This is a genomic window from Micromonospora sp. NPDC050495 (genome assembly GCF_040655175.1).
GTDB lineage: Bacteria > Actinomycetota > Actinomycetes > Mycobacteriales > Micromonosporaceae > Micromonospora.
Window position 1 is genome coordinate 1 of record NZ_JBFAJK010000002.1, and the last position, 22,963, is coordinate 22,963.

Below are 22,963 nucleotides of genomic sequence, written 5' to 3' on the forward strand. Positions count from 1 at the left end.
CTACAACACCGTCCGACGCCACTCCCGGCTCGGACAACAAGCCCCGATCACCTACGAGAACAACACCCGACCAGCGCCAGCTACGCTGGCCCCAGCCGCATAAACCCCGTGTCCAGGATCAGGGGTCAAGCCCCGAGACCGGTCAGCGCCGAGAGCAACCAGCGGCGCCACCGCGTCAGCCCGGCCGGTATAGCCGAGCCTACTCACCGCCGACACCCGCACCTGCTCATCCAGGTCGCCCAACGTCGCGTAGAGCACGGCGAATGCCCAATCGTCGCCGACAGGGTCAGGGATCGAGCCGACCGCCTGGGACCTGACCCTCGGATCCGGGTCGGCCGCGGCCGCAGCAAGCAGCTCCACATCATGCGAACCCAAGCGCCCACAGCCCCACGCGCCGAAGCTCCGGCGTGTCGCCGGTGGCGAGCTCACGCACCACGCGGCGGCTGGCCGCCCGATCCGCGTGCATCACCTCGATAATCGCAGCCTGCAAGCTGTCCTGGTCATCGCCCAGGCGACGGGTGGCCTTCGGCTGTCTGAACGAGGACCGGTACGGCGCCTTCGAGCAGACCGGCTGCGCCCGGCCTCGCACGTTCGAGTACGTCGGGTCGTGGACGGCGCCCGACACCCCGTACGTTGACGCGGGCCGCGACGAGGACGGCGTGCACGCGAAGTGCCCGGTCCTCGTGGCCCGGTACGCGAAGGTCCCGGTCGACGGCGTGCTGCGCTACCGGACGGGCACCTCGTACCAGGTGCCGGCCGCGGAGGCGTGGGCGCGCGGTGACCGGGGGATCCGCTGCTTCTACTGGCCGGGGGGCCTGAAGGTGACCCGCTCGATCAAGGACAGTGGCACGAAGGCGCTGCCAGTCCGCTGAACGCGGTCCGCCGGCGGAGGCAGGCTGACTCGAAAATGATCAATGAGTGGGCAGGCGGTAGCACCGCGGCGGAGCCGTGGTGTGTGGTGTCGAGGTGGCCGTGATCGAGCCGCTGGCAGGTTATGCGGCGGTTCCATGGCCTGCGGCAGGTTTCGCGACCTGATCACTCCAGGCTCCAGATGATCGGCATCAAAGTTTCCGGGGCGGCGCGGGCGGGTGTACGACGTCATCGGGTCCGTCACGGCGGGTGATGGTCGGCGAGCGGGAAATCCTGCCGCCGGGCCGCGTCGGGAGCCGCGGCTGGCCGGCCGGGAGCGGGTCGGGATCGAGCGAGCAGGCGCCGGGGGTCGGCTCCGGCCCGAGTGGCTGGGACGTCGGCGAGGTGCCGTCAAGGCTCGTGGCCGTAACGTAACCGTTACCTCCCTGCCATTGACCAGGAGTGGCCGATAAACCAAGCATGTGAACGCTAACAATCCATCCTGCCCTCGTAAACATCCCCCGCCAGTTGCTGATGTGAGCGTTAGCAATCTGATCTTCCGGTCCCCGGGCCGTTCCCCAGAGGAGTGACATGAAGCTTGCGAAGCTGGCCGCCGCCACGGTCGGCCTGATCGTCGCCACAGGCCTCGCCGCCTGCGGCTCTGCCACCAAGACTGTCGACAAGGCGCAGAATGGTGACGCCGCTGCGCTGGTTGGCGTAACGATGCCGACCAAGTCCTCCGAGCGCTGGATCCACGACGGGGAGAACGTCAAGAGCCAGCTCGAGGCGCTGGGCTACAAGGTGGACCTGCAGTACGCGGAGAACGACATCCCGACCCAGGTGAACCAGATCGAGAACCAGATCACCAAGGGCGCCAAGCTGCTGATCATCGCCTCGATCGACGGCACCGCGATCACCACCCAGCTGCAGGAGGCGGCCGACAAGAAGATCCCGGTCATCGCCTACGACCGCCTGATCCGTAACTCGCCGAACGTCGACTACTACGCCACCTTCGACAACTACAAGGTCGGCGTACAGCAGGCGACCTCGCTGCTGGTCGGCCTGGGCCTGAAGAAGGAGGACGGCTCGGACGGCACCGCCAAGGGCCCGTTCAACATCGAGCTGTTCGCCGGCTCGCCCGACGACAACAACGCGACCTTCTTCTTCAACGGCGCGATGGACACCCTCAAGCCGTACATCGACAAGGGCATCCTGAAGGTCAAGAGCGGCGAGACCGACTTCAAGACGGTCGCCATCCTGCGCTGGGACCCCGCGACCGCGCAGAAGCGCATGGAGGACCTGCTCACCAAGACCTACTCCAAGGGTGACAAGGTGCAGGGCGTCCTCTCGCCGTACGACGGTCTTTCCATCGGCATTCTGTCGGCGCTCAAGAGCAACGGGTACGGCACCGCCGGCCAGCCCTACCCGGTCGTGACCGGACAGGACGCCGAGGTCGCCTCGGTGAAGTCGATCATCGCGGGCGAGCAGTTCGCCACGATCTACAAGGACACCCGCGAGCTGGCGAAGGTCACCGTGACGATGGCCGACGCGGTGCTCAAGGGCGGCAAGCCCGAGGTCAACAACACCAAGGACTACAACAACGGCGTCAAGGTCGTCCCGTCGTACCTGCTCGAACCGGTGGTCGTCTACAAGGACAACTACAAGAAGGTTCTCGTCGACACCGGCTACTACACCGAGGGCCAGCTCAAGTAGTGCAGTAGGCGCCCGGCTGGTGCCCAGCCGGCCGGGCGCCGCGCCTGGCGTGGCCGGACGGACCGATCAGGGGGAGAAGGAGGACACCTTGACCGAGGTGATTCTGCAGATGCGCGACATCACCAAGACGTTCCCGGGGGTCACCGCCCTCAAGGACGTCAACCTCACGGTACGACGTGGGGAGATCCACGCGATCTGCGGTGAGAACGGCGCCGGCAAGTCGACGCTGATGAAGGTGCTCTCGGGGGTCTACCCGCACGGCTCGTACACCGGAGAGATCGTCTTCGACGGCCAGCCGGTCCAGTTCTCCGACATCCGCCACAGTGAGCGCCTCGGCATCGTGATCATCCATCAGGAGTTGGCGCTCTGCCCGAACCTGTCGATCGAGGAGAACATCTTCCTCGGCAACGAGCGCGCCCCGCGCGGCTTCATCGACTGGAACCGCACCCACGCGGAGGCTGCCGCGCTGCTGGAGCGCGTGGGGTTGCGGGAGCACCCGGCCACGCTCGCGTCGGACATCGGCGTAGGCAAGCAGCAGTTGGTCGAGATCGCCAAGGCGCTGTCGAAGCAGGTTCGGCTGCTCATTCTCGACGAGCCGACCGCCGCGCTCAACGACGAGGACTCCGCGCACCTGCTGGATCTGCTCCGTGAGCTGCGCGAGCAGGGCATCACCTGCGTGATCATCTCGCACAAGCTGAACGAGATCGAGGCGATCGCCGACTCCACCACGATCCTGCGCGACGGCCGCACGATCGAGACGCTGGACATGAAGAACGACGCCATCACCGAAGACCGCATCATCTCCGGCATGGTCGGCCGGGACCTGGAGCACCGGTTCCCCGAGCACCAGCCGACGATCGGCGAAGAGGTGCTGCGTATCGAGGACTGGACGGTGCACAGCCCCACCCAGCATGGGCGGGTCGTGGTCTCCGGGGCCAACCTCACCCTGCGCCGGGGCGAGATCGTGGGGCTGGCCGGGCTGATGGGCGCCGGCCGCACCGAACTCGCGATGAGCGTCTTCGGCCGCAGCTACGGCATCGGCATCTCCGGCCGGATCTTCAAGGACGGCCGCGAGATCCAGCTGAAGACAGTGCGCGATGCGATCAGGCACCGCATCGCGTACGCGACGGAGGATCGCAAGCGCTACGGCCTGAACCTGATCGACGACATCAAGCGCAACGTGTCGGCGGCCGCGCTGACCAAGCTGGCCACCCGGGGCTGGATCCACGAGAACGAGGAGTACCGGGTCGCCAACGAGTTCCGCACGAGCATGAACATCAAGGCGCCGAACGTCTCGGCGATCACCGTGAAGCTCAGCGGCGGCAACCAGCAGAAGGTCGTGCTGTCGAAGTGGATCTTTACCGACGCCGACGTGCTGATCCTCGACGAGCCGACCCGCGGCATCGACGTCGGCGCCAAGTACGAGATCTACTCGATCATCAACCAGATGGCGGACCAGGGCAAGGCCGTGCTCGTCATCTCCTCCGAGCTACCCGAGCTACTGGGCATCTGTGACCGCATCTACGCGATGTCCGCCGGCCGGATCACCGGCCAGGTGACCCGTGCCGAAGCCACGCCCGAGCGACTCATGCAGTTTATGACCAAGGTGAAGGAGCAATAGTCAGATGACCAGCGTCGGCCCCACGACCGACCCGAGCACCGCCGTGTCGGCGGCGATCGCGAGTGATCTCGCGGCGCCCGCCGCACCGGACCGGTTCTCCGGCCGGCTCTTCTCGGCGAACCTGCGCCAGAACGGCATCTACCTTGCCTTCGCCCTCATCATCGCGCTGTTCTCCATCCTCACCCACGGGGACCTGCTCGCACCGCAGAACATCTCCAACCTCGTCGTGCAGAACTCCTACATCCTGATTCTCGCGATCGGGATGATCTTGATCATCATCGCCGGCCACATCGATCTGTCGGCCGGTTCGGTCGTCGCCGTCACCGGTGCGATATCGGCCGTACTCATGGTGAACAACCACATGCCCTGGCCTCTGGCCATCGTCATCACGCTGATCGCCGGGGCCGCCATCGGCGCCTGGCAGGGATACTGGGTGGCGTACTTCGGGATCCCCGCGTTCATCGTGACGCTCGCCGGCATGCTGCTCTTCCGGGCGCTGACCCTCACCGTGCTGGGCAACCAGGGGATCGGCCCGTTCCCGGACGAGGTCCGCACGATCGCCAACGGCTTCATGCCGACGTACCTGGGCAACATCGGTCTCGGCCCACTGGACGGGGCCGACCTGTTCACCCTCCTGATCGGACTTGCCTTCATCGCCGGGATCGTGGTGACAAACTGGCGCAGCCGGACCGGCCGGGCGCGGTACGGCCAGTCGGTCGAGCCGCTGCCGATGTTCATCGCGAAGATGGCGGTGGCCGCGGCCGTCGTCACGTTCGTCATCGTGCAGCTGGCCCGGTTCAAGAACCTGCCGTGGGTGCTCGTCCTCCTCGCCGTGCTGGTGCTGGCGTACTCACTGCTCACCAACCGCGCGGTGTTCGGCCGTCACATCTACGCCATCGGTGGGAACCTCAACGCCGCCACGCTGTCCGGTATCAAGGTCAAGTCGGTCACGTTCTGGTTGTTCGTCAATATGGGCGTACTCGGCGCGGTGGCCGGCATCGTCTTCGCCGGACGCCTCAATCAGGCCGGGCCCACCGCGGGTAACAGTTTCGAGCTGGACGCGATCGCGGCGGCGTTCATCGGCGGCGCAGCCGTCCAAGGTGGTGTCGGCAAGGTGGTCGGCGCGATCACCGGCGGCCTCATCATGGGCGTGATCAACAACGGCATGTCCCTCATCGGTGCGCCGAGCGAGCAGGTGATGCTCTTCAAGGGCCTGGTGCTGCTGGCTGCGGTGGCCTTCGACGTCTTCACCAAGCGTCGTGCGGGGACTGTGCGATGAACCGGGCGACGGGTTGACGCGCACCGGGTGAAGATCGCCAATTCGCGTGGCGGGATCCACGGACTGGGCAGGCACAGGGAGGGGGCCCGATGACAGTCCAGCAGCCGCCGGTCATGGCGGACGTCGCCCGGCTGGCTGGGGTCTCGCACCAGACCGTCTCCCGCGTCCTCCACGACCATCCCAACGTCCGGGCCGAGACCCGCGGCCGGGTGCTCGCGGCGATCGCGGAGTTGGGCTACCGGCCCAACTCCGCCGCCCGCACGCTGGTCACTCGTAAATCGCAGACGCTCGGCGTGATCAGCTTCGACACCACTCTCTACGGCCCGGCGTCGATGCTCTACGGCATCGAGCAGGCCGCCCGGGCGGCGGACTACTTCGTCAGCATCGCCAGTCTCCGGTCGATAGACCGGTACACCCTGGTGGAGGCGGTCGGCCGACTGCGGGACCAGGCCGTCGAGGGCATCGTGGTAATCGCCCCGCAGGTCGCGGTGGCCGGCGCCCTGGAGCAGGCCGCGGCCGGCACACCCCTGGTCGGGGCGGCCAGCGGGATCACCGAGGGCGTGCCGACCGTCGGGATCGATCAGCGCGCAGGCGCGGTGCTGGCCACCCGCCATCTGCTGGGGCTCGGCCACCGCACCGTCCACCATGTGGCGGGGCCGACGGATTGGTTCGACGGGATCGGCCGGATGCAGGGGTGGCGTCAGGAGCTGGAGCGGGCCGGGGCGCCGGTGCCGGAGCCGGTTCCGGGTGACTGGAGCTGTCGCTCCGGCTACCTGGCCGGCCGGCGGCTCGCGGCCGACCCGACCGTGACTGCGGTCTTCTGCGCCAACGACCACATGGCGCTCGGCCTGCTGCGCGCGATGCACGAGGCGGGCCGGCAGGTGCCCGGCGACGTCAGCGTCATTGGGTTCGACGACATCCCCGAGGCCTCCTACTTTATGCCGCCGTTGACCACGGTCCGCCAGGGCTTCGGGGAGCTCGGCCGACGATCCCTGCAACTGCTCGTCGACCGGCTCTCGGCAGATGGGTCGGGCGTGCCGGGATATGTCGTCGTCGCACCGAACCTGGTCGTGCGCGGTAGCGCGTACGAGCCGCGCAGCTGAACCCGTCCCATCTGTACCTCACAGCGGAGTCACGCGAGGAGGTGTTCGGCCAGGGCGAGCGCGGCCAGGGTGATTGTGACTGACGGCCTCGGAGCTGCCTGGTCTCGCATGATGCTTGACGGAACGGCGTCGAAGGAGGTTTGACGCCAGGTCGAGATCGAATAGGTCCGGTGCTTGCGGTCGGTGGTACGGGTGTCAGGCTTCTGAGCCGCCATGGTCCTGTCAGCCGCCGCGCCCGTAGGATCTGCTGATGATCGAACCGTCGCCGGTCACCCGATCGTCGTTGCAGCACGTGTCGCCGATCGTGGCGCCGATGCCGATGCCGATGCCGATGCCGATGGCCGAGCTGCCGACCCGCATCTGGTCCGACGAGCACTGGGAACGGATCAAGCTCGGTTACGAGGCTCGCGGCATGGACGAGAAGTGGAACGTGTTCGTTGAGGACCAGGTCGCGTTCCTGCATCGCAGCTGGACCGGCAACGGGATCTTCGAAGCAGCGTTCTCGCCCGTTAGCGGCAATGCCGCGTAGTTAGTGGTGGCGGCGGGTTGTCAAGTGGGTGTGTCGATGCGTAGGAAACAGCGGAACTCCCGCTATAGAGGGGTTGTCCTCACAAGACACCCTTCGAGCTGGGAGTTCCGCTGCCCGAGCATTCTGTCATCCATCGCACGATCCAGGTAGCCGCAGGCCGGTTCGCGCCGGGACATCTGGGTGAGCTGACGCAGATCGTGCCGTTCGAGATGGTCGATGACATCCTCGCGACGACCGGCGCGGTGCAGTCTCGGATCCGGGACCTGCCGTCGCGGGTGGTGGTCTATCTGCTGCTGGCCGCCGGCCTGTTCGCCGAGTGCGGCTATCGGCAGGTTTGGGCCAGGTTGACCAGCGGCCTGGACGCTCTGGCGGTGGCCGTGCCGACGTCGTCGGCGCTGGCCCAGGCCCGACGCCGGATCGGTGTCAGACCTCTGGCCGCACTTTTCGCCCTGCTCGCCGGGCCCGCTGCCGGTGCCGAACGGTGGCGGGGACTGCTGGTCTGCGCGATCGACGGGACCACCATGTCGGTTCCTGACAGCCCGGCGAACCTCGCCGTCTACGGCCGGCAGACCGGTTCCCACGGCGGTTCCGGGTATCCGCTGCTGCGCCTGGTCACGGTCGTGGCCTGCGGCACCCGCACTATCATCGACGCGGTCTTCGGCACGATCGGCGTCGCTGAAATCCGATACGCGCCGCGGTTGTTCGCCTGTCTGCGGCCGGGAATGCTGCTGCTGGCCGACCGCAACTTCGCCGTGCGTGATCTGGCCGAGCAGATCCACGCCCGCGGCGCGGACCTGCTCATCCGCTGCAAGGACAACCGGAAACTCTCCACGATCCGGCGCTGCCCGGACGGCTCCTGGCTGAGCAAGCTGGGCACCGTCACCGTCCGGGTCATCGAAGCCGAAATCACCGTGACCACCGGCGGACAGCCGCATCACACCGGCCGATACCGGCTGCTGACGACCCTGACCGACCACCACACTTTCCCCGCCCTGGACCTGGTCGCCCTCTACCACCAAAGGTGGGAAATCGAGACGGCGTTCCTGGAACTGAAATCCACCACCCTCAGCGGCCGGGTCCTACGCGCCCGCACCCCGGCCGGAATCAACCAAGAGGTCTACGCCCTGCTCACCGCCTACCAGGCACTGCGCCTGGCAATGACGGACGCCACCGACAGCGACCCGGACACCGACCCGGACCGAGCCAGCTTCACCATCGCCCTGAACACCGCCCGCGACCAGGTCATCCACGCCGCCGCAGTCATCGCCGGCACCGTCATCGACCTGGTCGGAGCCATCGGCCGGGCAATCCTCAACGACCCGCTCCCCGAACGCCGCACCCGCAACAGCCCCCGAGTGGTGAAACCAGCCATCTCCAAACACCGCGCCAAAGGCAACATCGACCGCACCAACCACCCAGCCGCGACCACCACCATCACGACCCGGTTGACAACCCGCCCCGAACCCTAACTACGCGGCATTGCCGTTAGCGGCGGTGGTTGGCGTGTCTCAGCGGCGACGGTGGAGTCCGACCCGTCGCGTTACCGTCGCACCTCCGATCGATACGACCGGGTGATGGTCGAGCTTGTGCTCAGCGCGATCGTGCTCGGTGAGCCCGCCGTGGAGCTGCGCGCCGAGCTGGTCGCGCTGACATCGCAGGAGTCCGGGCGCACCGACCTCCCTGCGGGCCTCATCGAACACAGCGCGCTCGGGCTGAGGTTGACCGCATAGCCGACGAAAGCTCGTCGGGTAACGCACGAAGGTGAGGCTCCTGAGCCTGGCCCGGGATAGTGATCTGGTGTGTGGCTATGGTGCGGTTCAGGCCGGTGGTGCCGCGGCGGGGCACGGCTGTGATCGGGGTGTCGGCGTCGTAGACGGTGACGGTGTGCTCGTCGAGGGCGACGGTGACGAGTTTGCGGGCGTGGACCTTGCCGACTTGGATCTTCTGCCCGGCGACCTGGAAGCTGCCGTTGACGGACACGACCCGCTCGACCGTGGGGGCGGTGGCCGGTGGTGGGACCGGGGAGGCCGGTCGGGCGTCGCGGATGCGGCCGCAGGCGGTCGGTGGCAGGGTGCGGCGCAGCTGGCCGGCTTCGTCGATGACGTGCAGGAGGATCCGTCGAGGCGAGCCCGGACGCGTTGACCGGCAAGGGGCATGCCGACGCTGATCTGCCGGCCACCGATGCTGATGCCGCCGCAGGCGTTGACGACCCGATCGACCTCGACGGCGGTGGTATGCGGCTCGACCGAGGGTAGTGGGGGTGGACCGGCGGGGCTGCCGCCGTCGGCCACGAGCCGGGCGAGGTCGCGTTGGGACAGCCGGGACGGGCTGGACTTAATGCGGGCGCCGTCGGCGGTCAGGACGTGCAGCCGGTCGGGCTCCACCGTCCCCGCCGCTCGCGGCATGAGGGGTGAAGCACCATGCCGGCTGGGTGAGCCGGGGCGGGCCAGCCTGAGGCAGCTACAGCAAGGGGCCCGACCCCCTCGCGATTGAGAGAGTCGAGCCTGTAGGGCTACTCGCGTGCCCCGCCTACTTCTGGCACCGCCCGCTGGCCTGTCCCTCGGCAACAACCTTGTCGACGCTCTTGGCGTAGTCCGCCATCGAATCGGCGTCCGGCTGGTACCGCCACTGCCCGTCCTCGTACCGGATCTCGGACATCCCGGCGGCGATCGACCGCTTGAAGTTCACGACCGCCCCGTCCTCGCCCTCAAGCCGGGCCCCGGTGATCTCGAAGGTCAGACCGGTGATGGTCTTGCACTCGGTGTGCAGGCGGGCGTACTCGTCGCGGATGATCGCCGCCTTGCCCTCCTTGGTCCAGAGGTCCCATGCACCCTTCCAGTCGCCCGCCGCGTAGGTGTCGTACTCCTTCTGAGCTAGCGCCTTGGCCGCCTCTACCGTCTTCGGCTGCTGCGGCTTGTCGGCCTTGGCCTCCGCGGAGGCGGCACCCGGGGCGGCGGGGGTGGCCGGCTCGGTGGTGTCCTCGCTCCCGCAGCCAGCGGTGAGCAGGGCCAGTCCGAGGGCTCCAACGGCGATGGTCTTGCGCATTCGTGTGTCTCCTGGTCATGGTGCGATGCAGGCCAGTCGGCCAGCGGGGCCGCGATCGGTCGTGAACCGTCGCCGCCCTCGGCGGGTCGCAGATGATCATGGCAGGTCGGCGCGACAGATCAGGGATGGGGCGTACGGTAGCTGGCCAGCTCATGCTGATACCGGCTCAGTGAGCGGCAACTGTGCAGCCTCGGCCGTGATCGCCGAGCCCTTCGCGGATGTGTGGGCGGCGCGTCGGTCGTCGCGCAGGATCTTGAAGCACTTCATTCTGGCGAGGGCATGTTCGACTCCGTCGCGGACGGTGTGGTGGTGGCTGTTCAGCTCTTCTCGCCGGGCTGGGAGGACAGCGCCGTGGAGGGGCTTGCGGTGGGGATTGGCTACCGCGGAGTTGCCGCGGTAGCCGCCGTCGGCCATGACGAGCCGCCCGTTGAGTTTGTCCTGGATGCCGCTGGTGCGGTAGACGATCGTGTCGTCGCGGTTGCCGGGCTGCGGATCGCCGACAGCCAAGACCAGCCGGGTGCTGGCGTCGATCGTGACCTGCAGGCTCGTCGAGTACCGGGTAGTTTTGCTTTTGGTGGCCAGGCGGTGATCGGGGATGGGGATCAGGGCGCCGGTCGACGACGGGGATTTGGTCGACCGGCCGCCGGGCACCGGCGCCAAGGCCAGCGAGGGGCCGACGGCGTCGCTGACTCGGCGTGCGGCGGTGCGACACCGCGGGCAGCGGGCTGATCTGGCGCATGGTCAGGTTCGTGCGCAGCGGATAGCCCTCCACAGCACCCGGTCGGGCAGGTCGAGAGCCTACTGTCGGTCCGGCCGCCCGTCAGTGATCGCGTCACCGCCACGCTTGGCGACTATGCGGACCAGCTTGCGGAGCTGGGCGGGCTGCAGCACGGCCGGTGATCCGATCAGTCAGCTGAGCTGGCCCACTCCGCAGTACGTGGCGAAGCGGCGGGGGTCCTCGTCTGGTTCGACCGGCCAGTCGGGCCGCCACTCGGGCAGCTGCACCAGCCCTGGCGGGACGAGGGTGAAGCCGCTGAAGAGCCGTTCGATCTCGGGCCGGGTGCGGAGAGTCATCCGGGCGGTGTTGGCGTATCCCTGGTCGTAGGTGTCGCGCAGCGCCAGCGCGTCGGACCGTTCGTCCGAGGAGGCGTGTGACAGGGCGAGGTAGCTGCCCGGGGCGAGCCGGTCGCGGTAGTGGGCGATGATCGGGGCCGGGTCGTCGGCGAGCTGGTGCAGGACGCCCACCAGCAGTACCGCGACTGGCTGTTCGAAGTCGATCGCTTTCCGCAGCGTCGGGTCGTCGAGCACGGTGTCGGGCTCGGTGAGGTCGGCGTGCAGCACCACGGCCCGCGGGTCGTCGGCCAGGAGGCGCCGGCTGTGGTTCACCGCCACGGGGTCGACGTCGACGTAGGCGACAACCGTGTCCGGGGCGGACTGGCCGGCGACCTCGTGCACGTTGCCGACCGTGGGGATGCCGGAGCCGAGGTCGAGAAACTGTCGGATGCCCGCGGAGACGAGCGTGCGGACCGCGCGGCGCAGGAACGAGCGGTTGGCTCGCATGATGTGCCCGATATCGGGCATGGCCTGCTCCATCCGGGCGGCCAGCGCGCGGTCCGAGGCGAAGTTGTGCGACCCGCCGAGGAAGTAGTCGTAAACCCGTGCGGGGCTTGGCGTGTCGAGATCCGGGGTGAGATCCATGACGTCAGTGTCCGTCGACGGGCCTGTTCCGCGCTGCCCCCGTGGAGCAAAGCCGACCATCTGTCGGCGGTCTCGTGCCGAGACTGGGGGAGCAGGGTGGGAGCAACTGCACGCGCCGAACGGCATTGAATGGCTTCCAATGGCTCTGGACGGCGTCCAACTGCACCCACCGCGACCTGCGCGTTCTCGTTTCCGCAGGTCAGAATCGGTGGGGCGTCCTGTTCACACCGAAGAGGTCACTGATTCGATCCCAGCATCGTCCACCATGAATATGAGCAGGTAGGAAGCCCGTCGCCGGGATCGCCGGTAACGGGCTTTCGCGCTGTTGCCCCTTAAGTTGGGAGCAGATTGGGAGCAGGGCGTCCGGCTCCGGTCTCTGACCGCCGTGGGCGCCGTGGCCCTGCTGTGCCAGGACGGCGCGGTGGCCGTGCAGAGGGTGCAGGCGATAGCCAAGAGGGTCATCCTCACGCGACCGAGGTGCGCCGGGACCGCAGCTGCTGCCTGGCCAACTGGTGCGCATCGCCGCCGCAGCCGGGGTGGGGGAGTGGCGGCTGCTGTGCGATCAGTCGACGTGGTAGGCATCGACGGCTGATCAGCGGCGGGGCAAGTCGGCGAAGGGGGCCCATCGCGTCTGGTCGCCGGTGGTGATGCTGTGGAGGCGTAGGGCGAATTCGTTGGCGACGCCGGGGCTGCTGCCGGCGTCGTGGACCGGCGACCGGCAGCGGTGTTAGGCCGCTGGAGTGCCCGAGGAGATCGAATTCGCCACCAAGCCGGACCTGGCCGCCGACATGATCACCGCCGCGATCGACGCCGGCGTTCCGGCCGCCTGGGCTACCGCGGACGAGGCATACGGCAACAGCGCCGCGTTCCGCACCCACCCGCGCGAACACGGGCTCGGCTACGTCCTCGCCGTGTCCTGCAGCCACCTGATCCCGCTCGACAGCGGCAAGGTCAAGGCTCGCGCCGACCAGGTAGCCGCCGAACTACCGGTATCGGCCTGGCAGCGGCGCCCAGCCGGTGCCGGGTCCAAAGGCCCCCGCTTCTACGACTGGGCCTGCCTCGACGACGTGTGCACCGACGCCGACCCCGACGACGGCGGCCACCACAGCCTCCTGATCCGCCGCAATACCACCACCGGTGAACTGGCCCTCTGCCGCTGCTGGACCCGGCTGTCGGTAGACCTCGGCCTTTGTCGGCCGGCTCGGCGTCGCGTGCCGAGAGTTCTCTTACCTGCAATTGGTGAACTGATGGTGCCACAGGGAAGGTCGCCGGGACCGACTGGGCGCCAGACTGCGCAGCGTCGGCAGCCCGCCAGTGACACCGTGAGACGCAACGGCGGTCTGGCCTCACCGTCACTCGCGGGATTGAGATCGGTTATCCGCGGGCAGGCGGCCGTCGCGGTTCCCCGAGGCGCGATCACGCCGGCTCGGGCGGCGCCTTCGAGGTGGACGAGCCGAGGCGGGCGTTGTCCCGGCGGATGTCGTCGCGGCTCTCGTCGGGCCGCTCCGCCGCGCGGCCGGTGTCGTCGAAGGACGACTCCTCGGCCACCAGCTGCCGGGCGAACGCCCGCAGCAGGCCCCGCAGCTGAAACACGACCTGGCCGTCCTGCCGCTCGATGTCCAGGAGCCCGGCGTCCAGCAGTTCGGTGAGCGCGTCCTGCGCGTCCTGCTCGGCGACGTCCAGCAGCGGCGCGCACATCCAGCCCTGGAAGCGTGGGTCGTCGAGCCGGCTCACCCGCCGCAGCAGGCGCCGGGCCAGCGGGCTGAGCCCCTGCCAGATCTCGTTGACCATCGCCACGAGGTCCAGGCCGCCGTAGGACAGTTCGGCCAGCCGGCGGCGGTCGTCGTACAGGCGGACGATCAGGCCGCGTACCGGCCAGTGCGGTTGGCTCTTCAGCCGACCGGCGGCCAGCCGTAGCGCCAACGGCTCACCGGCGCACAGGTCGGCCAGCAGGGCGATGTCGGCCGCCTCGGTGTCGACCCGTTCCCGGCCGACCGCCTTGGTGAGCAGGTCGACCGATTCCTGGGCATCCAGCGGGCCGATGCCCAGCGTGGTCGCGCCGCCGAGCGCGGGCAGCCGGGTCCGGCTGGTCACGATCACCGAGCACGTCGGGCCGCCGGGCAGCAGCGGCGCCACCTGCTGCCCGCCGGCCGCGTCGTCGAGGACCACGAGAACCCGGCGGCCGCTGAGCAGGTTGCGGTACATGTCCGTCCGCTCCTCCAGGGTGTCGGGTACGGCGCGGCCGGGCACGCCGAGCGCGCCGAGGAAACGGGCCAGCACCGCACCGGCGTCGGCCGGGCGGGCGGCGCCGCCGAGCCGGGCGAACAGCTGGCCGTCCGGATACTCCCCGTCGAGGGCGTGGGCGATGTGCACGGCCAGGGTGGTCTTGCCCAACCAGGGCCGGCCGGCGACAACCACGATGGCTATCGCGCGGGACCCGGCGTCGCGCGGTTCACGCAGCGCCGTGCACACCCGTCCGATCAGGTCCCGCCGGCCGGTGAAGTCGCCGATGTCGGCGGGTAGCAGGCGGGGCACGGCTGCCCGCACCGGTACCGGACGGGACGTCTCCTCCGGCTCCAGCAGGTCGGCCACCTCGCCGGCGAGAATCGCCCGCTCCAACCGGCGCAGCTCGGCCCCGGGCTCCAGGCCGAGCTGCTCCACGAACAACTCCCGGCCGACCCGGTAGGTGTGCAGCGCCTCGGCCTGCCGGCCACCCCGGTACAGCGCGATCATCAGCCGCGCCCGCAGCCGCTCACGGAACGGGTTCGCCGTGACCAGCTCGGCCAGCCCGCCGGTCAACTCGTGGTGCTGGCCGAGCCGCAGCCGTACGTCGACGTACTCCTCGATCACGGCCAGTCGCCGTTCGGCCAGCTGGGTGCCGATCGACTGGACGAGTTGGCTGCGTACGCCGGCCAGCGGGACAGCGCCCCGCCACAGCCGCAAGGCGTCGCGGAGCATGTCGGCCGCGTCGTGCGGCCGGCCCTGACCCAGCAGTCGCCGGCCGTGCGCGACGAGATCGTTGAACTTCAGCAGATCCAGTTCGTGGTCGCTGCACTGGATGGAGTAGCCCGACGGGCGGGTCACGATCGCGTCGGGCCGGCCGCTGGCGGTCAGGGCTCGCCGGATGGCCGAGACGCAGATCCGTACCTGCTCCTTCGCGGTCGGTGGCGGCGTGTTGTCCCAGACCGCGTCGACGAGGCGATCGACGGTCACCACCCGGTTGGGTTCGAGTAACAGCATGGCGAGAACGGTCTGCTGCCGAGGCGGGAACGACAGGTGACCGGTCGTGCCGACGGCCTCCAATGGACCGAGAACGCGAAACCACACAGATCTGCTCCCTCCCCGATATGGGGTGGCTTCGGCGTGGTTGTGACAAAATTGGTGATACCGCGCTGGACAATCCCCGTACTAGCGATACCTCGGACCGCACGCCGTGTGTGGGAATTGTTGCGCACCGCTAGATCGATGCTCATTGATTCCGGACAGGCTGCGGACGGCTGGACCGTACGCGCAGGTCGTCCGCGCGTGTCCAGCAAATCTTGCGGACAGTTATGGACGCGTCCGGAATCCCGCGGCGAGGCGCGCTTTTCGCGCGGATATGCGGCGAACTGCGGAATGCGGCGAGGCCGGAACGGGAGTCGGGGGAGCCCGGTCGCCAACCGCCCGGCTTGCGACTGGCGGAGCGGCGCGGCCCGGATCCGGACTACGGCCGCGCTTCGCCCAGCACGCCCGCGACGACCCGCCACACGTCGGCGTCGCCCAGCAGCCGCTCGCGGTCGACCCCGAACGACATGCCGCGCGCCGTATCCACCGGCGGCCTGTGGTCCCGCGAGGACAGGAACATCGGAGTCCCTACCCGCAGATCCAGTCCGCCCTGGGCGGCCAGGAGCAGGTAGGCCATGTACGCGGCGAATCCGTCGGTGAGCTCCCGGCGGAGGACCTCACCCAGGGACAGCCGGTCGGCGATGCCCGACATGAGCTGGTCGTACCGGTCGACCAACGCCGTGGCGACCCGCGGCAGGTCGTCCCGGCCGGTGGCGAGCAGTTCCCGCGACCACTGCCGGGCGTCGTCCAGCTCGCCATCGGCCAGGTAGGGCGCGGAGGCCTGGACCGCCGACACGAACTGGTCGCGGAGCGCAGCGTCCGGCACCGCCGCCGCGTCGAACAGCAGGACCGCGGGTGGTGTCGCGCCGGCCGTCGCGCTGACCGCGTCCGCGACACGTGTCGCCAGGGCCGTCCCGGCGCAGAAGCCCAGTACGGCCCGCACCGGGCGACGGCTCGCGAGCGCCTCGCCCACCCACTGCGCGATGTGCGCGTCCAGTCGCGAATCCGCGTGCAGGCCCGACCAGGCGATGTGGAGGAAGCACAGCTCGACGGGGGCCCCGGCGGCCAGGTCGGCGAAGCCGGCGGCGGCCCGCCCGCCCGGGAAGTCCAGGCACAGGACCAGGTCACGTCCCCGATCGCACAGCTGCCGCCACGTCGTCAACTCCACCGCCCACCCCTTCACTGTCTCCCCAGCGCACCAGGCAACCCGGGGACGGTATCGATCGCCTATCGTCTGGCGATCACCGGCGCCCGTTGCGGCGGTGACCCGGTGTATCAGCGACCGGCGGCGGACTCCCCGTCGACCGGGCAACCGGGCGAAACACCCGAGATCCACCAATCCGGGAGGGCGGGCCGGGCACGCATTCTCCGCTGCCGATATCTGTTGGATAGCCCGCCAATACCGGCGAGCAGAACAACGGACAGATGGCTGATGTGTGGCAGCGAACGAACACGGCGGATCTTCCGGCTGGCGAGGGCGTCGATGACCCGAGCGCACCCCGCGGGCCGACCGAACAGGGGGTGGCCGCCCTGTTCATGGATCTGCTCGGCCGGGAACGGGTCGGCGTCGATGACAACTTCTTCGCCCTCGGCGGCCATTCCCTGCTCGCCGCGCGACTGGTCGCGCTGGTGCGGACGGACTTCCAAGTGGATATGACACTCCTCGATCTATTCGACCGTCCGACCGTGGCCGGTGTCGCGGCCTTCGTCGACCAGGCCTCCGGTGACCCGTCCCGAGGCGGGACGCGATGACCATCCGCGCACTCATCTGCGATGAACTGCCGGTCGTCCGGGACGGCATGCGGACGCTACTCGACGCCGTGCCCGACATCGACGTGATCGGGACGACCGACAACGGCATGGAGGCGATCATGCTGGTGCGTACCGCGCGGCCCGATGTCGTGGTCACCGACCTGAACCTGCGGATCATCTCCGGCCTCGAGATGATCCGCCGGCTCGGCAAGGAAGACCCGCCACCCAACATCGTCGTGTTCACCGCGTCCGACGCCGACAAGACCGTCAGCGACGTACTGCACGCGGGCGCGAGCTGCCTGCTCGGCAAGGACGCGAGCCCGCAGGAACTGGTCGCCGCGATCCGGGCGGCGGCCGCGGGTCGGGCCATGCTCGCCCCGAACGTCGCGCAGCGCCTGGTCACCTGGTTCCGCGAGCAACCGGAAAGCACGGCCTCGACGCAGTATCCGGAGGTGACCGACCTGACCCCGCGCGAGCGGGAGGTGACCCAGATGGTGGCCCGGGGCATGTCGACCGAGGACGTTGCCCGTGAGCTGATCATCGGCGTCGCCACCGTGCGTACGCACCTTTACCGGGTGCGTACCAAGCTCGGCGTCCGCGACCGCGCGCAGCTCGTGTCGCTGGCCTACCGGTCCGGGCTCATCCAATCGGCTGGGCACGATCCCGACCTGGAGAAGCGGGCGAGCTGACCTCGCCGTCGAAGGCGGTGCGCCGGGCGCCGCCGCGACGCGGGTGGGGCGCGAGGGCGCGCTCGTTGTGGGCGAGGACCTCGACTGTCCGGTCCAGCCGGATCGAGGCGTCGGCCAACCGGCGGCGGGCCACCGCCCGGGCGTCCGGGTCGTCGAGTCGATCCGCGGCGCGCAGCGCGACCTGCCAGACGTCCACCCGGTCGGGCCGGTGGCCGCCGTGCGCCAGATACGTGTCCAGGCTCCAGGCCAGGTGCCAGGCGTGGGCGGCGAACCCGGCGCCGATCGCGTGATGCAGCACGCTCTGGAGCACGGGTCGCCGCTCGTCGAACCAGGCCGTCGCAGGCGACCGGTCGGTGTGCGGCGGCTCGGGGATGACGCCGGCGGCCGGCGGGGCGAGCGGCACCGGGTCCGGATCGTCGCCGGGATCCAGGACAGCCGCGGCAGCCCGCGCGCTGTGCACGTAATGGTCGAGCAGCCGGACCGTCGCGGCGTGCCGGGCGTCTTCGGGATCGGTCTGCGCGGCGAGGTCGCCGGCGTAGGCGCCGACCAGGCCGTGAAGCGCGTACCAGCCCGGCCTCCGCTCGGTGACCAGGGCCGCCCCGCTGAGTTCGGACAGCCGGAGGATCGCCTCGGCCAGCGGGAGGGCGGCCAGACTGGCGGCCGCGGCCGCGCGGACGTCCCGCCCCGGGTGCAGGCTCAGCAGCCGGAACAGCCGGGCGGCCGGCGGGCTGAGCCGGCGGTACGACCAGGAGAACGCGGTCTCGAGCTCGGTGGCCGGATCGCCGCCGAGCGCGTTCGGTTCGCGGCCGCGGTCGAACAGCCGGACAGCCAGCGTGTCCAGGGCCACGCCGGGGTGGGCCAGCGCCCGGGCGGCGACGAGGACCAGCGCCAGCGGCAGCCCGCCACACCGCTCGACGACGTCGCGGACCGCGTGCGGCTCGGCGGCTACCCGGTGTGCCCCCAGGCGGCGTGCCAGCAGGTCCCCGGCCGCGTCGACGGCCAGTACGTCGAGCATCACCGAGCGGGCGCCGTCGGCGGCGATCAGACCAGCCATCCGGCTCCGGCTGGTCACCAGGACCAGGCAGCCCGAGCTCGCCGGCAGCAGGGGCCGCACCTGCTCGACCGTGTGCGCGTTGTCCAGCACCAGCAGCATCCGGCGGTTGTAGAGCAGGGAACGGTAGAGGGCGATGCGCGCGGCGGTGGTCGCGGGAATCTGTCCGGCCGGTACGCCGAGGGCGGTCAGGAAGTCCCGCACGACCGCGTCGGGAGGCATCGGTGGCCCGTCCGGATCACACCCGCGGAGGTTGACGTACAGCTGTCCGTCGGGGAAGCGACCGGCGACCTGGTGGGCCCAGTGCACGGCCAGCGCCGTCTTTCCCACGCCGGCCATGCCACCGATGACCGCGATCACCGCGCAGCCGGCCGGTGCGTCGGGTGCGATCACCGCGTCCAACGCGGCCAGCTCGGCCGATCGGCCGCTGATGTGGGACACGGCGGGCGGCAGCTGGTGCGGTACGGCCGGCGGGTGCGGCTCGGGCGGAGCCGGTTCGGGGATCCGCAGTGTCTCGGAGCGGTGGATCTGCCGGTAGCTGAACGCGTGTTCGACCGCCGCGTAACGGGGCCGCCAGAACTCGTCGACGCCGGTGGTCAACGACAGCTGGCCCAGCCGCCCGCGGTCGGCGCTGTACTTGCGGACCGCCTCCACCAGACCTTTGACCACGTCCCAGTCGGGCAGCCGGCGAACCTGCCCGGACAGGATCGAACCCAGCTGGCTCTTGCTGATGCCCACGAGGTCGGCCAGGTCACGCAGGCTGGGGCCGCCCGCTTGGAGTCGGAGTTGCCGTAGGTCCAGGCATAGTTGCTCTAGCAACTGCAGCGCCAAGTCCATGGCATCGCGGCCTCCCATATCCGATGCTGTAGAACGCTCGGAGTGAATGATCCACGCGATCGCCTGCGTGCGCGAACGTCGATGTCCGGCGCCTTCCGGACAGCGAATCACACATGCTTCCCGACGTGAATGTTCGTATGGCCGAAGTCTTGCCACAGATGGCGGGCGGTTCCGACCTACGGGCGGAGGCCCGACCCGAGCCGCACCGGTGGGCTGCGCAGACACCGGCCGGGGGACCCCCCCGGCCGGCCGCCATCCGGACCCGTTCTCGAATCGGCGAAGGCACCACGTGCCCCCGGCCACGCGCAAAGCTGACCCCGAAACCGTTCGGGGTCAGCTTCGTCCGCGCATCGTTGTCAGTTCTGCTGGGTGACGACCTCGGTGTCCGCCAGCTCGCCCGAGTCGGCATCGCTCCGGTCGGGTCCGGGCGACGGCGCGCTCGTCCCCGGGTGGCCGGCCTGCTCGGCCCCGCGGAGGCCCCGCGTGGTCACCCGCGAGGCGAACACGAGCGCGGCGAGCGTCAACCCGATGCTGGCGCCGATGAACGTGGCCGAGGTTCCCCGGTAGTGGGCCAGCACCCCGCCCAGCAACGCACCCAGCGGTACGACGCCGAGCACGATCAGGCGATAGGCGGCGGTGACCCGGCCCAGCAGTTCGTCGGGCACTGAGGCCTGCCGCAGCGTACTGACCACGATCTGGTTCATCGCGGTCGCCACCGCGCTGCAGAACAGGAAGATCTCGACGAGGACGACACTGGTGCTGAGGCCGAACGCGGCGTAGGTGGCCGCGGGCACCAGGGCCGCGAGCCAGGTCACCGGCCCACCGCCGATCACCCGGACCAGCTTCGACGCGATCAGCGAGCCGGCGATGGAGCCCACCGCCGGTACCGCGATGAAGACGCCCCACCACGCCGGCGTGACGCCGAGCGGCCCGGTGGCCACGAGCACGATCAGACCGCCGGTGGCGGCTCCGAAACCGTTGATCGAGGCGGAGATGAACGCCACCCGACGCAGCAGCTTGTGGTTCCAGAAGTAGGACCAGCCGGCCCGGATGTTGCGCGCGATGGACCCGGGCGTGGGCCGGGAGTTGTTGACCTCACTGGCCGTCGGCAGCAGCCGGGGCAGTGTGATCAGGGCCAGCGCGGCGATCGCGAACAGCCCGGCCCCGGTGGTGAAGACCAGCCACGCCGACACCGCGAACAGCGCGGCGCCCACCGGCGGACCGACGAACGTGTTGATGGCCGACTGGACGGCGAACAGGCGTCCGTTCGCCCGCTCGAGGTCCTTGCGTTCGACCAGGCGCGGCGGAACCGTCAGCGCCGCGTTGTCGACCATCGTCTCGGCCGAGCCGGCGAGGAACACCGCCAGGTAGAGGATGACGATGCTGTGCAGGTGGGCGAGCAGCGCCAGGACGAGCAGGCCGAACGCGACCGCGCGGAACACGTTGCCGACGACCATGATGAGGCGCCGGTCGATGCGGTCGGCGAGCTCACCGGACGGCAGGGTGAACAGCAGCCACGGTAGGAAGTTCGCCACGGTCATCCCGCCGATCAGCAGCGGGTCCCGGGTGATCGCCACGGCGAGCAGCGGTATGGCCGCCGACACCAGGCCGTCTGCCGTGTTGGACAAGCCCTGCGACAACCACAGGCGGTTGAAACTACGCCCCAGGCCCATGTGCACTCCTCAACAGGTTATCGAAGGTCTTTGCGGATCAGCGCCCGGTGTTGCAACCGGGGCTCGACGACAGCGAATCCGCAGGCCTCGAACGTGGTGACCCGGCCGCGGAAGCTGCGGGGGTCGATTCGGGTCGCCGGGTCCCGGTCGTCCTCGGGATAGGCCTCGATCAGGTCGGCCTTCTCGTCCCGGGCCCATTGCACGGCCCGGTTGATCAGCACCCGGAGCAGGCCCTGGTGCCGCTGCTCGCGGGCGAGGTAGACGCAGACGATGGACCAGATGCGCGCCGGGTCGTCCCCGGGAAGCAGCTTCGCCGCGCGGGAGGTGCGCAGCCGCGGGAAGCCCAGGCGGGGACCGACCCCGATCCAACCCACCGGTACCTCGTCGATCGAACCGAGGATTCCGACCCGCTCACCGGTGGTGATCAGCTCGGCGAGGCGGTCCCGTCGCGCTGCGGAACGACATGCGGCGTAGTCCTTCCGCTCCAGCCGGAAGTACTGGCAGAAGCAGTGTTCGGTGAGCCCTTTCGGGCCGAAGAACCGCTCCACCCTCGGCCAGTCGTCCGGGCCGACCACGGTTGCCATCAGGTCACTCACACGTCCTTCTCTCCGCGGCGTGGGTGCCGCCTATTTCCAGTTGACCGAGAGCGGCAGGCTCACGACGCCGTTCAGGAAGTTCGACACGAGATGCCTGGGCTCACCAGCAAGGGAAACGGATCGGACGCTCTCGCGCCAGAGATCGAAGAACGTTTTCATCCCGGCGATGGCCACGTGCTGGCCGATGCACCGGTGCACACCGAATCCGAACGCGGTGTGCTGGTTCGGGGAACGGTCGGGGACGAACCGGAACGGCTCCGGGAACACCTCTTCGTCGCGATTCGCCGAGGCGAGCCATGCGCTGACCAACGACCCGGCCGGGACCTCGGTTCCGGCGAGTGTCAGGTCGGCGGTCGTGCGCCGCAGCACGTGGTTGATGGGGCTCGCCCACCGCAGGGCCTCGTCGACGAACCGCTGTTCCGTGCGTTCCTGGCGGGTGAACCACGACCACAGGTCGTCATCGCCGGCCAGCAGGATCAACATCTGATTGATCGTCTGGGGAATGGTCGGATTCGCTCCCATCAGGAACGCGTAGGCGTTCAGCAACGCGACGTCCCGGCCGGAGTCGTCGACCACGGCGGCGGTCCGTGGACACCGGCCGATCACCGTGTCATCCGGCGGGGCGTCCTCCAGGACGTCCCCGAGCACCGTCATGATCGTCGTGTGGGCCTCGAAGAGGTCGAGACGGCGCTGGTACTCCGACTCGGCGGCGTCCGTTGCGCCCATCGCGCGCACGGTCGCCCGGCCGGTGACCGGCCACTCACTCGTGGGGATGCCCATCAGCGCGCCGGTGACCGTCATCGGCAGGGTGACCATGTCCGCACAGAAGTCGAACGACTCACGGCCGCGGATGGTGTCGAACAACTCTCGCATGCGTTCCTCGATCCGCCGCGCGAGCCGCTGCGTCGCCGGCACCGTCATCAGCGGGGTGAAGATGCGCTTGAGTTCGGGGTGGACCGGTGGGTCGGTGAGGTGGATCGCCGCCCCGGCCGCGACGTCCCCGTCGCCGCGCACGCTGAGCATCGTGCTGTACGCCGAGGAGAACGCCGTGTGGTTGCTCAGCACCTCCCGGACGTCGGCGTGGCGCACCGCCGCGAAGAACTCCTGACCATCGGGGGTGACCTGGTGGTGGAGTCCACCGAGTGCGCGCATCTCCCGCCACACCGCGTGCATGCCCTGGTCCGAATACCGCGACTCGTCGTAG

20 protein-coding genes and 2 pseudogenes are annotated in these 22,963 nt (G+C 69.4%); 12 read left to right on the forward strand and 10 right to left on the reverse strand.

The genetic code is table 11. From position 1 onward, the window contains the following. Positions 1-51 precede the first annotated feature (51 nt). On the reverse strand, positions 52-429 hold the full coding sequence (locus AB0I11_RS03310; protein ID WP_357312002.1) for a HEAT repeat domain-containing protein: 378 nt from the start codon (positions 427-429) through the stop codon (positions 52-54). Positions 430-518: 89 nt separating this feature from the next. Here AB0I11_RS03310 and AB0I11_RS03315 point away from each other — a divergent pair, with 89 nt between their 5' ends. The 9 genes from AB0I11_RS03315 (at position 519) to AB0I11_RS03355 (ending at position 9,236) form a co-directional block, all read left to right on the forward strand. Then, positions 519-872 (forward strand): septum formation family protein, encoded by a 354-nt coding sequence (locus AB0I11_RS03315; protein ID WP_357312005.1) that lies wholly within the window; start codon positions 519-521, stop codon positions 870-872. Between the two features lie 568 nt (positions 873-1,440). After that, positions 1,441-2,562 (forward strand): multiple monosaccharide ABC transporter substrate-binding protein, encoded by a 1,122-nt coding sequence (gene chvE / locus AB0I11_RS03320; protein WP_357312008.1) that lies wholly within the window; start codon positions 1,441-1,443, stop codon positions 2,560-2,562. Positions 2,563-2,650: 88 nt separating this feature from the next. After that, positions 2,651-4,183, forward strand: coding sequence for a multiple monosaccharide ABC transporter ATP-binding protein (mmsA, locus tag AB0I11_RS03325; protein WP_357312010.1), 1,533 nt, complete (start codon positions 2,651-2,653; stop codon positions 4,181-4,183). Positions 4,184-4,238: 55 nt separating this feature from the next. After that, positions 4,239-5,462, forward strand: coding sequence for a multiple monosaccharide ABC transporter permease (gene mmsB, locus AB0I11_RS03330; protein WP_357313447.1), 1,224 nt, complete (start codon positions 4,239-4,241; stop codon positions 5,460-5,462). Between the two features lie 89 nt (positions 5,463-5,551). Next, entirely contained in the window at positions 5,552-6,565 is a 1,014-nt protein-coding gene (locus AB0I11_RS03335; protein WP_357312013.1) for a LacI family DNA-binding transcriptional regulator, read from the forward strand. Positions 6,566-6,815: 250 nt separating this feature from the next. Further along, entirely contained in the window at positions 6,816-7,094 is a 279-nt protein-coding gene (locus AB0I11_RS03340; RefSeq protein ID WP_357312015.1) for a hypothetical protein, read from the forward strand. Between the two features lie 140 nt (positions 7,095-7,234). Further along, positions 7,235-8,563, forward strand: a complete 1,329-nt coding sequence (locus AB0I11_RS03345; RefSeq protein WP_357313451.1) for an IS4 family transposase — start codon at positions 7,235-7,237, stop codon at positions 8,561-8,563. Positions 8,564-8,668: 105 nt separating this feature from the next. Then, positions 8,669-8,824: a hypothetical protein gene (locus tag AB0I11_RS03350; RefSeq protein ID WP_357312017.1), complete on the forward strand. Its 156-nt coding sequence runs from the start codon at positions 8,669-8,671 to the stop codon at positions 8,822-8,824. 154 nt (positions 8,825-8,978) lie between these two features. Next, the gene (locus tag AB0I11_RS03355; RefSeq protein ID WP_357312020.1) at positions 8,979-9,236 is read left to right on the forward strand and encodes a hypothetical protein; all 258 of its coding nucleotides are present in this window, start codon (positions 8,979-8,981) and stop codon (positions 9,234-9,236) included. A gap of 387 nt (positions 9,237-9,623) precedes the next feature. On the opposite strand, the gene AB0I11_RS03360 is transcribed toward AB0I11_RS03355, so the two are convergent. The 3 genes and pseudogenes from AB0I11_RS03360 to AB0I11_RS03370 all read right to left on the reverse strand — a co-directional run bounded on the left by AB0I11_RS03360 (position 9,624) and on the right by AB0I11_RS03370 (position 11,837). Beyond that, entirely contained in the window at positions 9,624-10,139 is a 516-nt protein-coding gene (locus AB0I11_RS03360; RefSeq protein ID WP_357312023.1) for a hypothetical protein, read from the reverse strand. A 150-nt stretch (positions 10,140-10,289) separates the two neighbouring features. Further along, positions 10,290-11,048: pseudogene (locus AB0I11_RS03365) on the reverse strand (transposase family protein). Next, positions 11,049-11,837: an SAM-dependent methyltransferase gene (locus AB0I11_RS03370; RefSeq protein ID WP_357312028.1), complete on the reverse strand. Its 789-nt coding sequence runs from the start codon at positions 11,835-11,837 to the stop codon at positions 11,049-11,051. 740 nt (positions 11,838-12,577) lie between these two features. Between AB0I11_RS03370 and AB0I11_RS03375 the strand changes: the two genes are divergently transcribed. Beyond that, entirely contained in the window at positions 12,578-13,486 is a 909-nt protein-coding gene (locus AB0I11_RS03375) for a transposase (protein WP_357312033.1), read from the forward strand. Positions 13,487-13,733: 247 nt separating this feature from the next. Here the strand turns inward: AB0I11_RS03375 and AB0I11_RS03380 are convergent. Together AB0I11_RS03380 and AB0I11_RS03385 are read right to left on the reverse strand one after the other, a co-directional pair. Further along, positions 13,734-15,164: pseudogene (locus AB0I11_RS03380) on the reverse strand (BTAD domain-containing putative transcriptional regulator); the annotation flags it as partial. A gap of 376 nt (positions 15,165-15,540) precedes the next feature. Further along, positions 15,541-16,329: a hypothetical protein gene (locus AB0I11_RS03385; RefSeq protein ID WP_357312038.1), complete on the reverse strand. Its 789-nt coding sequence runs from the start codon at positions 16,327-16,329 to the stop codon at positions 15,541-15,543. 353 nt (positions 16,330-16,682) lie between these two features. Here AB0I11_RS03385 and AB0I11_RS03390 point away from each other — a divergent pair, with 353 nt between their 5' ends. After that, a complete protein-coding gene (locus tag AB0I11_RS03390; RefSeq protein WP_357312042.1) occupies positions 16,683-16,913 on the forward strand; it encodes a phosphopantetheine-binding protein in 231 nt (76 codons plus the stop codon). After that, positions 16,910-17,602, forward strand: coding sequence for a response regulator transcription factor (locus tag AB0I11_RS03395; protein WP_357312047.1), 693 nt, complete (start codon positions 16,910-16,912; stop codon positions 17,600-17,602). Before AB0I11_RS03390 ends, AB0I11_RS03395 begins: the two co-directional genes overlap by 4 nt. On the opposite strand, the gene AB0I11_RS03400 is transcribed toward AB0I11_RS03395, so the two are convergent. The 4 genes from AB0I11_RS03400 to AB0I11_RS03415 all read right to left on the reverse strand — a co-directional run bounded on the left by AB0I11_RS03400 (position 17,553) and on the right by AB0I11_RS03415 (position 22,932). Next, complete coding sequence (locus AB0I11_RS03400) at positions 17,553-19,490, reverse strand: NB-ARC domain-containing protein (protein ID WP_357312053.1); 1,938 nt, start codon at positions 19,488-19,490, stop codon at positions 17,553-17,555. The two genes, AB0I11_RS03395 and AB0I11_RS03400, sit on opposite strands and share 50 nt — an antisense overlap. A gap of 356 nt (positions 19,491-19,846) precedes the next feature. Next, positions 19,847-21,163 carry an MFS transporter gene (locus AB0I11_RS03405; protein ID WP_357312057.1) on the reverse strand — a complete coding sequence of 439 codons (1,317 nt, stop codon included), beginning with the start codon at positions 21,161-21,163 and terminating at the stop codon, positions 19,847-19,849. Between the two features lie 17 nt (positions 21,164-21,180). Then, positions 21,181-21,759: a GNAT family N-acetyltransferase gene (locus AB0I11_RS03410; protein WP_357312061.1), complete on the reverse strand. Its 579-nt coding sequence runs from the start codon at positions 21,757-21,759 to the stop codon at positions 21,181-21,183. A 30-nt stretch (positions 21,760-21,789) separates the two neighbouring features. After that, on the reverse strand, positions 21,790-22,932 hold the full coding sequence (locus AB0I11_RS03415) for a cytochrome P450 (RefSeq protein WP_357312071.1): 1,143 nt from the start codon (positions 22,930-22,932) through the stop codon (positions 21,790-21,792). Positions 22,933-22,963 lie beyond the last annotated feature (31 nt).